10 protein-coding genes are annotated in these 16804 nt (G+C 48.0%); 6 read left to right on the top strand and 4 right to left on the bottom strand.

Going from position 1 to position 16804, the window contains the following annotated elements; genetic code table 11:
* Positions 1-54: 54 nt before the first annotated feature.
* On the top strand, positions 55-1587 hold the full coding sequence (locus tag AC58U0_RS03795) for a type 2 periplasmic-binding domain-containing protein (RefSeq protein ID WP_497377732.1): 1533 nt from the start codon (positions 55-57) through the stop codon (positions 1585-1587).
* A 69-nt stretch (positions 1588-1656) separates the two neighbouring features.
* On the top strand, positions 1657-2493 hold the full coding sequence (locus tag AC58U0_RS03790; RefSeq protein WP_497377731.1) for a Gfo/Idh/MocA family oxidoreductase: 837 nt from the start codon (positions 1657-1659) through the stop codon (positions 2491-2493).
* A 643-nt stretch (positions 2494-3136) separates the two neighbouring features.
* On the opposite strand, the gene AC58U0_RS03785 is transcribed toward AC58U0_RS03790, so the two are convergent.
* The 3 genes from AC58U0_RS03785 to AC58U0_RS03775 form a co-directional block, all read right to left on the bottom strand.
* Positions 3137-6376: an Ig-like domain-containing protein gene (locus AC58U0_RS03785; protein ID WP_497377730.1), complete on the bottom strand. Its 3240-nt coding sequence runs from the start codon at positions 6374-6376 to the stop codon at positions 3137-3139.
* 80 nt (positions 6377-6456) lie between these two features.
* Entirely contained in the window at positions 6457-7515 is a 1059-nt protein-coding gene (locus AC58U0_RS03780; RefSeq protein WP_497377729.1) for a Gfo/Idh/MocA family protein, read from the bottom strand.
* Positions 7516-7546: 31 nt separating this feature from the next.
* Entirely contained in the window at positions 7547-9136 is a 1590-nt protein-coding gene (locus AC58U0_RS03775; RefSeq protein WP_497378239.1) for an FAD-dependent oxidoreductase, read from the bottom strand.
* A 233-nt stretch (positions 9137-9369) separates the two neighbouring features.
* On the opposite strand from AC58U0_RS03775, the gene AC58U0_RS03770 reads away from it, so the two are divergent.
* From AC58U0_RS03770 to AC58U0_RS03755, 4 genes are all read left to right on the top strand, one after another.
* Positions 9370-10473 carry an SGNH/GDSL hydrolase family protein gene (locus AC58U0_RS03770; protein WP_497377728.1) on the top strand — a complete coding sequence of 368 codons (1104 nt, stop codon included), beginning with the start codon at positions 9370-9372 and terminating at the stop codon, positions 10471-10473.
* Between the two features lie 36 nt (positions 10474-10509).
* Positions 10510-12015, top strand: a complete 1506-nt coding sequence (locus AC58U0_RS03765; RefSeq protein ID WP_497377727.1) for an extracellular solute-binding protein — start codon at positions 10510-10512, stop codon at positions 12013-12015.
* Between the two features lie 38 nt (positions 12016-12053).
* Positions 12054-13883, top strand: coding sequence for a cache domain-containing sensor histidine kinase (locus tag AC58U0_RS03760; RefSeq protein ID WP_497377726.1), 1830 nt, complete (start codon positions 12054-12056; stop codon positions 13881-13883).
* Between the two features lie 104 nt (positions 13884-13987).
* A complete protein-coding gene (locus AC58U0_RS03755; RefSeq protein ID WP_497377725.1) occupies positions 13988-15433 on the top strand; it encodes an eCIS core domain-containing protein in 1446 nt (481 codons plus the stop codon).
* A 97-nt stretch (positions 15434-15530) separates the two neighbouring features.
* Here AC58U0_RS03755 and AC58U0_RS03750 read toward each other — a convergent pair whose 3' ends face one another.
* Complete coding sequence (locus tag AC58U0_RS03750) at positions 15531-16496, bottom strand: DUF3231 family protein (RefSeq protein ID WP_497377724.1); 966 nt, start codon at positions 16494-16496, stop codon at positions 15531-15533.
* Positions 16497-16804 lie beyond the last annotated feature (308 nt).

The raw sequence follows: 16804 nt of genomic DNA, 5'->3' as shown, positions 1-16804 counted from the left end.
ATTTGGATTTACGCACTTCTCCATACTCAAAGAATGAAAAAGGGAGGCTCTTTCATGGTAAAAAAATTTTTAGCTCTGATGTCCATCTCGACTTTGGCAGCGTCTATCACTGCTTGTGGCGGAAGCGGCCAAACGGCAGGCAGTACCACAGCACCGTCTGCATCCACAGCTCCAGTCGCAACTGTAGATACCAGCAAGCCGAAGCCAGAATTCAAGGCGCTGCTGCAATATGCGCGTTTTGATCCCAATGCTGAAGTCGTGGCGAAGTTCCTGAACGAAAAAACCGGTTACAAAGTTACCTACGACATGCTGCCGGTCGAGAACCCAGACGATAAGCTTAATCTGCTCATGGCCAACAAGGAGAAATACAGCTTCATGCTGCTCAGTGGCCCACAGTATTCCAGACTCTCATCTTCCGGCGCGTTGGAGCCGATTGATGAGTTGGTGAATAAATATGGCACGAACATGAAGAACGTTATTTCCCAAAACTCTTGGAACGGGGCGAAGCTGAACGGTAAAATTTACGGTATTCCACAGACCGGATCGGGTACGATCGTCAACACAGCGCTGATCGTGCGCCAGGATTGGATGGATGAGCTCGGACTTAAGGCCCCGACAACACGCGATGAGCTGTACAACATGATGAAGACAATCAAAGAGAAGAAGAATGTCATGGCGTTGTCCGGCGGTAAATCTCCGCTCGTGCCTGAAATCATGCCGACCTTCGGTCTCACGCTGGTTCAATCTACCGCAACGACCGGCTGGCAGGATGTTAACGGAAAACTGGTCAATGTGGTAGAAAATCCGAACATGAAAAAATATTTAGAGTTCATAAAGAAGCTTTATTCGGAGAAATTGATTGACCAGGAATGGTCTCTCAATCAGGCGAACAAAGTCATCGAGAACTTCACGAGCGGCAAAGCGGCTATGATCTCAAACGGCTACTTCAACGCGCCTACTGTACAAAATGCACTTCTGAAAAACACGCCTAACGCCAAAATCGCAAGCCTTCCTTACCTGAAAGGCGATGATGGCAAAGTACAAGTTATGGGTTCCGCAGGTATCAGTTATTACGTAGGTATACCGAAATGGGCCGAAAACAAGGAAGAGATTATCAAATACCTGGATTTGAAGCTCGACAAAGACATTCACAAGGAAGCGACGATCGGCAAAGAAGGCGTTCACCACAAGGTGGAAAACGGCAACTACTTCCCGATTCTGCCGATTTTCAACGACCAGTATAATAACGCTTCTTCGTTTCTCACTGGCGTGGATGAGAAAAACTACCCGATCTACTGGCAGGCGCGCGTTCGTAAAGATCCTATCCTGACCGATGCATTTAACAAAAATCAGGAAGCTGCCAAAGGCAACATCGTCGTAGATCCGCTCTCTTTTGCACCTCCGCTTGAAGCAATCGGTAAATACAATTTAAAACTGCAGAAGTTGATGGAAGACACCTTCCTTAAGTACATTACAGGTGCAGAGCAGCTCGAAAATTATGATAAATTCCTAGCACAGTGGAAAACAGATGGCGGAGACGAAATGACGAAAGCTGTCAACGAATGGTACGCAGCGAACAAGAAGTAATTTTAAGCGCAATATTCCCCTGCGGTTCACGCCGTGGGGGTTTTATTTCTCTGAGGGAGTGAGAAAAGGATGAAAAAGATCGGATTTATTGACTATTTCCTAGACGAGTGGCATGCGGAGAAATATCCTGGTTGGATTGAAAAGGCATCGAGTGGCAGCATGAAGGTCGCGTACGCTTATGGCAAGTCTAATATCGAAGGAAAGCTTAGCAATGCGGAATGGAGCGAGAAGAAGGGAATCCAGCTTCTTGACTCGATCGAGGCGGTTGTGGAGCAGAGTGACTATTTGCTTGTTCTGTCACCGGATCATCCGGAGTACCATGAGGAATTGTCACTCATTCCACTTCGGTCGGGCAAGCCTACCTACATTGATAAAACGTTCGCGCCTAACCGGGCAGCGGCCTTGCGGATGTTCGAACTCGCAGACAAGCATGAGACCCCCATGTACTCGACTTCAGCTCTACGGTTCGCTTCAGAGTATATAGGACTAGAAAAACAAGGAATAGAGTCCATTTGCAGCCTAGGACCGGGACAATTTGAGAACTATTCGATCCATCAAGTGGAACCGATCGTCTCGGTAATGGGGACGGATGTCAAACGAGTGATGTGGACGGGAACGGCAAACACACCAGCGCTGCTAATCGGGTATGCGGACGGTCGCCAAGCAACGATCAACCTATATGGATGGGAATGTCCGTTCAGCATGGCGCTCCGTTATGGAGCGGGGTCATCGAAGTTTCTAAAGATCGAGTCGGATTTCTTTGGGGCGTTTATTGAGAATCTTATCGGTTTTTTCGAGACGGGTAAGCCGCCTGTTCCGCAGGCAGAAACGATTGCGATTGCAACGATTCTGGAATTTGGAAGTAAGGCGGCGAATACGCCATATCAGTGGTTGGAGCTGCCGTAAACGGCGATGGGAGCTTTAAGTTGCGCGGGTAATAAGCGTGTATTAAGCGTGTAATCCGGTGTGGAACTATTTTGTCAGCATAACAGCTCCCTAGCCTGGATTGAATGGAGCATATGACTTTGGCAAGTTGACCGGAGGTCTGAAAGCGGAACGAACTGTTGATTTCATGAGGGAAGCGGAACGACGATGCGCTAAAGTGCTGTAAAAGGCCGATATTGTGGTCAAACGGAACGACGATCCTCTATTTCGCAAGAATACAACTAAATGCCCGCATTTTGAAGAAATAAGGTATTCTCATTCCGCGAAGACTCCAATTTGAGCCTTTTGGCCGAAAATAAGGTACTGACGTTCCGCAGGTCATCGTAACCAAGTGATGGGGGAGTTCCTCGTGAGAACCAACGCGCAAGCACAATTCTAACCAATAGGCCTATTTGAATCTGCTCCAAAAAGAGGCTGTCCGAAAAGTCAATTTATGATTTTTGAGCCCCCACTTAGAAGCAGATTCATATGTAAAAAGAACCTCCATCTCCCACTTTAGTGGAATTGGAGGTTCTTTTGTTTAAATTTGGGACATGCTCAATCATGCGAGCACTTTTGGGACAGCCCTTTTTTCTGAACATGTGATGTTATCCGTTGTCAAACCTTAACCCATATCTCCAACTTCATTCTCTCTATTATCATTCGCTGCATCGTCGTACACGCCATCATCATTCTCTTTATCTTCGATCTTTTCTTTGTGCGTATTGAATACCTTGATCTTAATCTCCGATTGTTTGCCACGATAAGAGGCAGTAATGGTTGCGGATCCAGGCTTCACAGCTGTGATAGTGCCGTCTGCAGCTATAGTTGCAACTTTATCGAGCGAAGAGATGAATGTCGCCCCTTGGGTAATGTAACCCATTGTGCCATCTGAGTAAGTTGCTTTGAGCGGTGCTTGGAAGGTCTCACCTTTCACGAGACTGTGTTTATTCTCTTCAAAAGTAATGCTTGCCAGTTCGACGACAGTAACAACTGATTTGGCTGTTTTTCCTTCATATACAGCAATGATTTCCGCAGTTCCGGCCTTCAGCGCGGTAACCGTTCCGTCTGCGGCAACGGCTGCTGTCTCAGGATTGCTGGAGCTGAACACAGCACCGGTTACTACGGCTCTCGTCTCGTCCGAGTAGACGGCTGTTGTGACAGTTACATGCTTGTCGCCTGCCACTAGACGGTAGGCGGCAGAATCAAGCTCAATGCCTGTGATGACAGGAGCCGTACGCGTTATGTTTACGGTTTTTTCGTTCGTTTTGCGGCCGTCTACGTAAACGGAGATTTTTACGGGATTGGAACCAACTTCCAGTGGGACCATACCGCTAAAGTCTCCGTTGCTAGCCAGCGCAGCGGGAACGCCATTTAAACGAACATCAGCCGTACCTGGCCCAAGCACTTCAACATTGCCTTTGATCTCGAGATTCTTCAGCGGTGTGCTAACGTTTGCATAGGAAAGGTGACCGCGCAGCACGGCCGATCTGACAGCATCACCGACCTTGTATGTTTTGGCGACCAGCTGCCGTCTCGTCCGAACGCCTGAAGCATCCAGAGCAGAGATCACGAAGCCGCCCTGCGGAATAACGCTGTTATTGGGTGACATATTCGTCCAGTTCCAACTAAGCGCCTGTTGTTGGTTAACGACCTTAGTGACTTTACCGGTGCTGTCTACGATCGCTTCGACACCAAAGGTGCTGGTAGCTGTCGTTAGACCGAACGAATCCGTATAGACGTTGAGATTATTCTCATTCCGGCTTACATTGTACAAATCGCCTTCTAGGAACGATTCCGGATTGCTAGGAACACTTGAGCCTACCTGATAATCCTTGACGTACTCCACGTTCTGGAGCGATGCTTTAACAACCGACCAATTAACCTGCGAATAGTCGAAAAGCATCAAACCATTCGATTGCGACAAGCCAGCCTGGAACACCGACCGCTGAAGCGGGGGATCCTGGATGTTCGCCAGCGCGATACTAGCGTACATCGGAACTTCACCGTTCGTTACAATGTTGCCCAACGTAATGTGATGCTCGATTTCTTTTTGTGTTGTTTGATACGTGCCGATCATAAGGAAATCGATGTTGCCCGTGTAACCGGTTTGTGCGTAAGACTCAGTGTAAAGACTGTCGTCCGGGAAATGCAAACGGCTGTCGTATTTGAAATTGGGGCTGCCCCAGTGGACGCCGTTTAGGTAGTAAGAATCAAACCAGGAGCCTACATAGGCGGAAGAGTAGATCTTATGGCCTTTCAGTGCTGTGTACCGATCGGTAAGCAAACGGACTTCATCCGTAAATGTCTTGATCGTCTGCGAGCGGAACTCCCACCAATCGTTGATGAGCGGTCCGTATTGCCGGACATTGTTCACGTAAGTGAAGACGTCAGCAGGCCAATTTGTAAGCTGTTTACCGCGATCGGCGAGAAACGCCTCGAACTTCGAGCGGGTTAACGGGCTGAAGTCGGCAGTTTCATTGTCATAGCGGGTTCGGTCTAGCACGACGCCGTCAACATCGTAGTTTTTGATAACTTCTTCCATGTTTTTCAACTCAAAGGCTCTTACGTCATCATTAGCCGGGTTAACGAAAGCTACGAGTGATTTACCCGTTTTGTAATAGTTGCTTTCACGCAGCCGCAGAATCTGACCGCCATCCTCAGGACGGTAAACATGCTCTTCCCAGTCGAGGTGCTGGTTCAGCAGCCCATACTCGTTGTGCGCAGGTGAGCCCTCGGCAAAGACGTTGAACGCTGCATGGATTTTGATGCCGAGCTGATGCCCGTACCTGATGAACTCCTCCAGCATGTCAAGGTTCGGATTCGCTCCCGCACGGGTCGGCGCGGTCATCTGGGAGATATGCGGACGACCGGTCAGGTCGTTCTTCTTGTAGTTGGCGAAGCCTTCTACACCTTTAACATCTAGTGCAATTGCCGTGACTCCGGCGTCTTTTGCCTTGGTCAGCATATCGTGAACATTTTCAGGCGTTTGCAGCTTGAAAATATTCGTTCCTTGGTCGACCCATAGGACGACTTCCTTTGCGGTGCCCGTTTGTTTTTTGTAAAACACGACTAGCGTCTTGCGGTCATTGTCCGTCCCGTTCTTGATGGCGATGACGTCAAGATAATTGACACCCTCCGTGAGACCAACCTCGAGCTGAAAGGTGCCGTTCGCTTGCAACGCAGCCGTGGATAGGTTCACACGAATTGAATAGGGGATACCCTGCTCTAGGTTTTCCAGCTTGCCAGTGACTACTGTTTTCGGCTCGGTTACCGTAAACCATTCGTCGTTGTTCAGTTTAAGCCGAGCTTTGAGGCCTTGTCCTGTCATTAATTCAGAGACAGGAATGACTTCCCCGTTTTTACGCAGCTTGATTTTGTCACCGACCTTGAAATTTTTCGCGAGATATTGCTTATAGGTTTTGTTCGCCCAACTGTCATCATTCGAAACTAGGATGTAACCGCCTTGAGGGATGACTAGGTCAGTAGGCCCTGTCCAGACAGGCACTCCGCCGTTCACGGAAGGGTTTACCACGCGAGTCACTTGGTTAGCTCCATCGACGACAACGCCGACGGAAGTTTTGCCAACTGTAATCTGAGGTGCATATTCCGTTGTGAATAAAGCTACATAATCGGTAATACCGCTTACATCCTTATCAACAGCATTAATTTGCTTGCGAGGACCTTCAATATCAATGGTTATATCTACCGGAGCGGCTTCTACTTCAATGTAATCGGCGGCGGCCGGAGCAGCGGCAGTGGCAGCGGAGCCAGAAACGGTCTCCGCAGCAACAGCGGTCGTGGACCAAAGGGAAACGATCATTGTGACCAATAAGGTCAAAGACATCCATTTCGACTTATTCAACGGGTTTCACTATCCTTCCATTCATTTGATAGGGCTAGTTTTGGACCAGTTCAACTTTGAGGTTTGTCGTAAACCGTTTCTTAGAAGTGTATTTCTTCGCCTTTTTCGCTAGATTCATAGATACCGCAAAGAATTTTCATCATTTCAACGCCGTCTTGAACAGGAGAAATGGTTTTCTTAATGCCTTGGCATACTTCAATGAAATAATTGATTTCATCCTGAAACCCGGCAACAAAATCAAAAGACAGGTTGTTGATCTGCGGAGTGAGATTCAAGATCGTATCGTACTTCTCTGTGACGATGGATAGCTGAGGTTCCAATTCAGCGCCGCCTTTGTCGCCATACAGCTTCACGGTAAGCTCGTCTTCCTTCGCATGAAGCGTGAAGCTTACGTCTACAAGGATGGAGGCGCCATTCTCGAAACGAATCAGCGCATTCGCCATATCCTCTACGGTATTGTGGGAAGCGTCATAGTCCGCTGCCTTGTAGAAGGCAAGGTTTTTCACGTTGGCACGATTGCCGAGTCTTTTGTAGGTATTGCCGGAGACTGACTTCACCTTCGGTCGGCCCATCAGGTACCAGCAAAGGTCGATAACGTGGACGCCTACATCGATCAGCGGGCCGCCGCCAGAACGTTCCACATCGGAAAACCAGCCGCCAGGATTACCGAGACGACGAATGCACGAAGCTTTGGCGTAGTAAATTTCACCGAGTTCATCGTTTTCTAGAAACGATTTGATGATACGAGTATTAGATGCATATCTGCGGACGAAGCCGACCTGGAGCGTTTTACCGGAGCGGTGGACTGCTTCCTCCACGGCTAACGCTTCGTCTACCGTTTTGCAGAGCGGTTTTTCGGTAAGCACGTTTTTGCCGGCATCCAATGCGGCTATGGAGATCGGCGCATGGCTATTGTTCCACGTACAGATGCTGACGGCATCGACTCCTGGATCGGCAAGCAATTCTTTGTAGTCCGTGTAAATGCGTGTTATGCCGTATTTTTCGGCTTTCGCCTTAGCGCGTTCTTCGTTCAGGTCGCAGATGGCATAAAGCTCAGCGTCTGGATTATTTTGGTATGACCTCAAATGCATTTCAGAAATGGAACCGGCTCCGATGACCGCGATACGTACTTTACTCATTTGAAAAACTCCTCGTCTCTTGAATATTTTTTTATACCGAATGAATCGTTGGCCAAGCGAGTTCAATCCCATAGCTTATAAGCATATTCTGGAAGCTTTGAAGCTCTGTCTCCATACTGCGCACCTCTCGGGGCAGGAGTTCGCGGTCGATACAACGGCTTGCTAGAAAGCCAGCAGCCTCACCGATGTTCCATTCAACAGGATGGAGCCGGTAGCAGCCGTTTGTGATATGGGTGACGCCAAGATTTTTGCATGCCGGCAGCAGATTGTTTATGCGGACCGGAATCAGGCTGCCTAGTGGAATCTGGAACGGCAGAGAAGAGATATCGATATAATGGCGGTTCCCCGTGCTCGGGTGCAGATCAATTCGGTAACAGCCGATGCCGACAGAATCGGCAAATTGCTCTGCTTTACCATCGAGGCGGCAGGCTGTGCTCACATGCTGTTCCAGTACGGTAAACTGTGCTTTGATCCTGCGTGACTCCCGCATGTACGGAGACATGGCCAGTCCGTCCTCGGTGCCGACGATGTCTTTGCGCAGATGAAGCCCGGGGTAGCCGAAACCCCCGTCCGGCCGAGGCGCTTCCGTTTGCAGCCAGTAAAGCAAGGAGAGGCTAAGCTGCTTCGCATCCCACAGATTCCGTTCTCTTTCCTCATCGCTCACATCGATGACCGAACCAAGCCAGTAGTCATTCTGCGGCCAGTTGACCAGTGTAATGCTACCAGGATAAAAGCCTTCCTCGAAGTTTCTGCTGTCGATGATGCGCCGATAGTAGAACAGAGAGTACTTTTCGGTCCCTTCAAAAAGCTCATAAGTGACATGCTCTAGCGTATGAGGGCGGACGCCGGACCAGCTTAGCAGGCGATCGGGCCAAAAATCGGCTTTGTACTGCCGCCAGAAATCATAGCGCTCTGGACGTTCGATGGTGTGGTCTTCGCCTTCGATGTAATCCATCGCAAAGCAGTATGTAAAGCCCTGCATGTCCTGCGGAAGAGCTTCGCCTTCCACGGCATGCGGTTCCCCGGTTTGGCTCTTGGACTCCGCCCCAGTCACATATTCCGCCCCGGCAAGCGGCAGAACATCTCCACATTCCGTGGCGTCAAGGAAGTAGGCGGCGGATAGCTCCACGAGTTCCCCGGTAAGCAAATTCCTTACCCTTACCGTTCGTACATCATCACCGTCCACGGAAGCCGACTGGGCGCGATGACGGGTAAGAATCTGCAGCCTCCCGCTGTGAATATAAGGAGCCAGCATTTCCTGCAGAACTGCCAATGCAGCGCGTGGCTCATGGCACAACCGCGAAACGCCGCCGTTCCCGGGGTTAAGATGAATGCGGGACCGTGCTTCTTCAGTAAGGGGAAAGTGGCGCCGATAATAATCACGTACCCCATCCCGGAACTGCCGGTACGTGCGTGTGCAGCCGAACTGCTCAATCCAAGGGTGCTCATCTGGGGGAACAGCCTGACTCGTTAATTGCCCGCCGATCCAGTCTGTTTCTTCGGTCATGATCACCGTCTTGCCTGATTTGGCAGCGGCAAGCGCGGCTGCGCAGCCGCCGGTTCCCCCGCCAATCACGACGATATCGGCATGAAATTTTTGAATGTTGTGGTTGCTTTTCATGTGTGGCAACGGAAATATTCCCTCCTTTTTCCTCCTCGCCTGCAGGATTTCTCAGGCTATCCTCATTGTAATACAGCGGGAACGAGGTCACAGCGGAGGACCATGACTTCTTTTGGTACTTTAATAACCATTGCCTATGGAAAAAAAGGGATTGCTGGATCGGAGTCGAAAATGGATAACAAAGCCCCACAATGTGAGTGGATTTTAAGGAGTAAGTAGAGGAGGAATGTTAGATGCCAAATCAACAACAACCTGTTAACGCCGTGCAATTGGACGCAAACATGCGAATTCAGCAATCCGGCGGCAATCATGTTAATTGGTATTCACCGCTAGAGAAGCCCTTCCATATTGCCGGTTTCGGTTGGCTGCACGAAGAAAGGCTTTACCGCAGGCTGCCGGCAAAACCAGATTGGAAACTCCCAGAGGCGGTAGACCAATTGGCCAACTGCACCGCCGGCGGTCAAATCCGCTTCGAGACGGATGCTACATCGCTATCTGTCAAAGTAAAACTGTCAGGCGTTGCCAATATGTATCATATGCCCGCGACGGGGCAGTGCGGGTTTGACTGTTACATTGGAGGTCCAGGAGAGCAGCTATATTATGGCACAACGGTTTATGATCACACACTCGCCGAATACGAAGCTGTTATTTTTAAGGATATGGCGCGGGAGAGCCGGATCATTACGTTGAACTTTCCACTCTACCAAGGCGTAGAGGAAGTTTGGATCGGCTTGGAACGTGAAGCGCAGATCGCTCCGCCACCGGCTTACGAAAATAACGGAAAGATCATCGTTTACGGCACCTCAATCACGCAAGGCGGCTGTGCAAACCGTCCGGGGATGGCTTATACCAACATACTTTCCAGACGTATCAACAGGGAGTTTCTCAACCTGGGCTTTTCCGGCAACGGTAAGGGAGAACCTGAGCTCGCTCATATCCTTTCGGACATCCCGAACCCTGCATGCCTGATACTGGATTATGAGGCGAACTGCGTTTCTACTGAACTGCTTCAGACAACTCTGCCCGAGTTCATATCGATCTACCGAGATAAACACCCGCTGACTCCAATCCTTGTAATGTCGCGCATCACCTATGCGAAGGATAAATTTCATGATCAAATGGTGAAAGATCGGGCGGAACGCAAACAATTCCAGCTCCGAACCGTAGAGCAGCAGCGCGAGATGGGCGATGCCAACATTTATTTTTACGACGGATCTAACCTGCTGGGTGAGGATGCACATGAATGTACCGTTGACGGAGTCCATCCGACTGACCTCGGCTTTTTGCGTATGGCAGATGGGCTGATGCCAGCCCTACAGAAGATTTTGGCCGATTGATTGCTGGTTCATTATGCCTGGAGGGGTGGTTGAGTAATGAAAAGAAAAAGCGCGGCCATTCTAGCCTTACTCACTTGCTTCGCTACCGCCGGATGCAGCTTTCCGGAATGGTCAAAGAACCAAGATAACGTTTCGGAAGCTGTCCAGGATCCGGTCATTCGAATCATCGTCAACAGCCTGGGCATGAACTTTCCGGAAGGTATGGATGAGAATAACAACCCCTATCTTAGCTACATTGAGAAAAACATCGGCGTACAGGTGAATGTGACACTCCCGCCACTGAACGGATACGATGAAAAGCTAAACGTCATTATGACGTCTGGGGAGCCTCCCGATCTGCTGAACACGAGCAATCCCTCTTGGTTTATCAATTTCGTGAATCAGAAGGCGCTCACGCCTTTGAATGATTATATTGAGAAATATGGGGCGAATCTGAAAGCCAAAATCCCAAAAGAAGCTTGGGACAACGTAACTGTCAATGGCCATATATATGCAATACCCAGTCTTAATGAAGTGAAGGGAACTGAAATTGTTTATGCTCGAAAAGACTGGCTGGACAAGCTCGGCCTGCAGCCACCGCGAACAATCGAAGAGTTTACAACGGTGATGAAGGCCTTTGCCGAAGGAGACCCGGATGGAAACGGTAGAAAGGATACCTTTGGCCTCTCGATCCTGGAGCGTCTCAGGAGAACGTCGCCATTTCTCGGCGCCTTCGGCGTACAAATGAACGCTTGGTATGAGCGGGATGGTAAGTTGGTTTACTCCGGTATCCTCCCAGAAATGAAAGAAGCACTCCTATACCTTCGCAGCTTGTACGACCAGAATATTCTGGACCCGGAGTTCCCGCTCAATAAAATCGATGTACTTGGCGAAAAGATTGCGACTGGCAGGGTCGGCTTATATTCCGCAGCATGGTCTGACACACGCACCCACATTGCGGCTAACCGTAAAAACGATCCGAATGCGGTATGGATCCCGCTTGAATTCCCGGTCGGACCGAATGGTAAACACGGGGTCTACAGCACATCAAACGTTCGTTCTTACAATGTTGTGCCCATCAAGAGTCAAAACGCGGAAGCCGTTGTCAAATTTCTCGATTTTATCGCAGGCCCCGGTCAAACAAGCCTGAAGCTTGGTTTTGAGAACGAAATTTGGACTCGAGTGAACGGAAAGCTTTCAATCCGGTTTGACGAACACACGAAGCATGGCTATCGGGGTATCTATGGATCGCTGGTCGATACCGCGGAGCGGGACATAACGCGGGATCGGCTAGAGGGACTCGGCGAACAATTTCACCTTTACGAAAACCTGCAGCGGATCGAAAGCAACCTGATGGAAGATCGGTTTAATGGACCGCCGACACCCGCAATGGGCAAGCATTACGTCAAGCTGTCCAAGCTGCAAGAAGAGACTTTTACACGCATCATCGCGGGGTTGAGCCCCATCGAGGAATTCGATGCCTTTGTGAAGAAATGGAAGGATGCAGGCGGCGATGAAATAACTGGAGAAGTGAACGAATGGTGGCGAGAAACCGGCAAGTAGCCGGAAAGTAACAGGGCACGATTGGAGGGATCGCCAATATGTTAAAAGAAATCCTGCCTAAAGTGCGCAAAATACTGGTCGGTTATATTCAGATTCGGCTAACATGGTACTTTTTACTGATTCTGCTTCCGCTCGCCGGCTTCAGTCTTTTTGCCATCTCAAAATCACAGACGATTTTAGAAGTTCAAACGGGTGAGAGGACACAAGGGGCCCTGCATACGATGACGGATTACATCGACCTGACACTGCAGAACCTCGAACAGCTTTCTTCGCTGATCGCGTTCGACATGAACATGAACACGACACTGCAGTCCGTCGGACAGGAGCCGGAAAAGCAGTCGTTCGTTCATTTTGCACAAGTGATGGACCAAATCACGAACATGACGACGGTCAATTTAATCGTGGACCAAATCTCCATCATCCATATGCCGTCACGTACCGTCATTTCCACCAAACTGGGGGGGCGCAAGCTGCCCGAAGGCGCGGAGAAGCAGGAATGGTACCAACGTTTAATGGAATCCAGCGGGGGGACGGTTTTTTTTACGCCGAAGGAGGGGGAATCTTACTTCGATGCAGACAGCGTTCATCTGATTCGGACGATGGATCCTTATAACAGGACACTCATTAATCCGAATCTGCTTGTGCTTTCCGTCAAAAAAAGCGCTCTAATCGAGTTGGCGAAACCGCTTCTTCCCTCTAGAAATGCGAATATCTATCTGTTTGGCAGCGATGGAAGCTCGATCACGGGCACGGGTGCGAGTGTACATCCCCAAGTTTGGGACACCGTGAATGAAGTTAGGACGATCCGTAAGTCACAGCAAACCGGTACGGAAATGGTTACGATCAGTGTGAAATCAAAGTTTTCCGGTTGGTCGCTCATGATGGAGCAGCCCTTGGCGGAACTACGCAGCCATACCGACTCCTTAAAGGTGTTTAGTTATGGGATTTTAGGCGTTAGTCTGTTGCTAGCTGTTTGGATTTCCTGGATCATCTATAGGGGGATTTCCGCGCCGCTGCGGAAGCTAGCTTATGGGATGAAACAGCTCCGTACAGGTAATTTCACCATTCAACTGGAAGATACGCGCGTGGACGAACTGGGATACGTGATCGAATCGTTCAATCGGATGGCTGAGAACCAGAAGACACTTATTCGTGACCACTATGAGAAGCAGCTGTTACTGTCCAAAATGGAGCTTAAGTTTTTGCAGTCGCAAATCAACCCGCATTTTCTTTATAACACACTAGATTCCATCTATTGGACGGCCAAAAACTATGAAGCGGATGAAATTAGCGAAATGGTGCTTAATCTGTCGAAATTTTTCCGGCTAAGCCTGAATAAGGGAAACGAAACGTTTGCGGTTGGGGAGACCATCGAGCATTTGAAATATTACATTAAAGTCCAGCAGCTGAGGTTCTTAGATCATTTTACTGTCCGGTACGACATTGCCGAGGAAAGCGCTCCTTATCATGTGTTGAAGCTCCTCTTGCAGCCGCTTGTAGAAAATGCTGTGCTGCACGGTTTGGAAAAGCAGAGCGGGGGCGGAGAACTCTTCATTTCCTCGTATTTGGAAGGTAATCGGCTTGTGCTTGAAGTTTGTGACAACGGGGTAGGGGTCAATGACGAAAGGCTCGCCTATATTTGCGGCAAACTGGAGGAAGCTTCTAAGCTAGCGGCAGAAGGTATTTCAACGGACTTCAAGAAGGATAAGGATCTATTCGGACTGCGAAATGTGGTCACACGAATGATCATGTACTACGGCAAGGAATCACAATTTATCTTCGAGAGCGATGCCAAAAGGGGCACCCGGATCACACTCCTCCTACCATTGGAAAAATGTGTGTCGCCATTAGAAGATCAGGCGGGCTAAGGGTATCTCCAATGTGAAGGTGATGAAGGGAAATAGTGGCATTCTTGTTTCAAATAATATGATAAAATGGTGTCAACTTAAGTGTAACGAGGGGAGGTATCAGGATGAAAAATGAAAGTTTAGCGCGCAGGTCAATAGAAACTTCCACATTAAAGGATCACGAGTTGGCAGCTTCTACGCAAGTGCAAATGAGTCCAAATTATATACATAGCTTACATAAGACGATAGGGAATCGGGCTGTTGCCCAAATGGTGCGGGCTGGCCAACTAGCCAATCCGACACAAACGGTCCAGAGAAAGACAAATCATACAGGACTCCCGGATGATTTGAAATCAGGTGTGGAGAGACTTTCGGGGATTTCCTTGGACGATGTGAAAGTCCACTATAATTCTCCCAAGCCTGCCCAATTGCAAGCCCATGCTTACGCGGAGGGGACGGATATTCATGTTGCACCCGGACAAGACCAGCATCTCCCTCATGAAACGTGGCATGTTGTACAGCAAAAGCAAGGCAAGGTGAAACCTAGGATGCAAATGGGAGACGTTGCGATCAACGATGATGCAGGGTTGGAGCAAGAAGCTGATATCATGGGTGCCAAGGCCTTACAACATGTGCAAGGGGGGTCTGAGCCTTCACCTCCAGGCATTCAAAGAAGTTCGCTGAGCGATGCCGGCGTCGTGCAAAGAATGCTTGTTTCCAGTGACAAAAAACGTAACGGTGACGAGGATGAAAAGCATGTGGAAGCCTCCGATCTCGGAGACGCCAATGTCATATTTATGGAGTATGCACAATTCCTTGAAAAAGACACCTCTGCTTATGTAAAAGGAGAGGTGAAAAAAGGGATTGCAGGACTGAAAAAAGTGTTAAATGAAGCGGAAGTTGACGCCAGTGAGTTAAAAGAAAGCTTCATTGCCGGACTGATTCAGAATGAGTTATGGAAAAAAGCAAAAGCTAGCGATTTTGAATCGCTGCGGACACAGATTTCAACGCTTTATCCTGATTACGAGGGTGTTGATGCGTATACAGATCAGGAAACGATTGATTACTGTAAGGACGATCCCGAGCCATTGCAGGCCTGGTTAGAGGAAATAATAACATTAACTGGGGACAAGGTGTCTGATTTCGTCACTGGCGCTGCTGCCTTCACGGCAGAATGGAAAAATTACCTGGCCTATGTTCTGTATGATAAGGCTAAGGTTAAATTTTACGATATGACGGAAGAATTTGTCCCGTTTGTTCAGCCGTTTATTCAACTCATCGAGGATATCAACGCAAACCGAATTGACAGTTTGGATTATGTGAGAAAGTATGGTAACAACCCAGCAAATTACGGGGCTGAATTTGAGGTTTCGGGTCCTGCTGAGATGGTCGCGAAGTATGACAATAAAGCAGTTATACATACGCATTATGGCGCTAACAATACGCAACCAAATTATGGGCATACGAAACCGTATGATAAAAGATATGAAGCGGGTTACGGATATACCGTCGTAAATCTTCCCGAACTCCTTGGGATGGATGACACCCAAAAAACGTACAATGCCTTGTAGCTGATTGATTCCGCCACCATGTGTCTGGCGGTTTTTTTATTTTAATCATGTTGGACTATGCTTTTGCTAATTTGTCTCTGTCAGCAGCTTGTGGCGGTTATTCCAACCAACCATTCTCAATCAAGATATCTGATCCATCTTTTGCAAAATTCAAAATTTCGGCCGTTAGTCGAATGTAAATTTCTCCTAAATCAGTCCTAGGACTTTGACCAAGACTTCGGCCATAATGTGCAATTCCAGCCGAGTTTAACGCGGACGTATGGAACATCATTAGTTTTTCTGAAAATGGTGCATCGGTTGATTCTGTTGGTAGTGTATCCCACGCACTTGCAGATGGAAGATATTCTTTGCTTAGTAATGTTCCGAATATTTCAACGTGTTTATCTGCAATGTTCCTGCCCCGAATGAAATAATCGCGGACCTTTTTGTCCTTAGCAACTTGACTATATCCAATCAGCAATGACCGACCCAATTGATTTTGAATGAGGTTAAAATAGATATGATTTATTTCAATAGCACTTAACGGTCTGCCATGCCCAAACAAACCTGCAAGATAACTTTGATTTTGGACATACTCAACTTTTTTCGGAATTGGAATAAAGGGAGCTCTTATGAAAGTTCCTTTTTGTAACATGATTTCTGTTGCTTTATTTAGCAATCTAGCCGATTCATTTAGACATTCGGTAAAGTATTCACACATATCCAAACGAGCGGCATTGGCTAAAGCCAGAGTATAAAATTCAAGGCCAACTTTGCCAATATTCTGTATGTAAAAAAGATAAAAATCATCTAGAAACAAGCGTGGAGTTTCCAAATTAACATCTAATTTTTCTGAAAATCCGTCTGGAACAGGGTGTTTTTCCTCAATGAAAAAAGATTTTAATTTTTGTACGTGTGCTCGTGATAATTGCATGGCAAATTCAAGGACGGAACGAATTTCTGTGTCTTCCACATGTGACAAGTAAACCTCTAGTGTACAAACTGCTAATGTATCATTTATATATGCAGACCAAATGTTAGCGATTTCTGCAGATGTTAATAAAATCTTATGCTCTGTTTGCATCTTATCACCTTTCCAATGGTGTTATTTATTTACAATATTTCCTCCATTGGCATTAATATTCAATAACTGATATTTAGTGAATTGTCATCGGACAGGGCAAGTGATGTGTCCATCTGTCATAAAAAAGCCACTCCATAATGGAGTGGTTTGGTTATAAGATAAGAGTTTATATGTTTTGGGTGACAGAGAGGCAACCCATTAATACAGGTGAGATAAGGCCTGATATCCGCGCTGCGTGCAACTTGTAACGATGTTTTACATCGTTACAGATGTCTCAGCCGTGGTTGTCTCGCGCTGCTGCAACTTGT

The sequence above is a fragment of the Paenibacillus sp. J31P190 genome, assembly GCF_059692075.1.
Note: the sequence above shows the minus strand (reverse complement) of the source record. Positions and strands in the feature narration are given on the sequence as shown.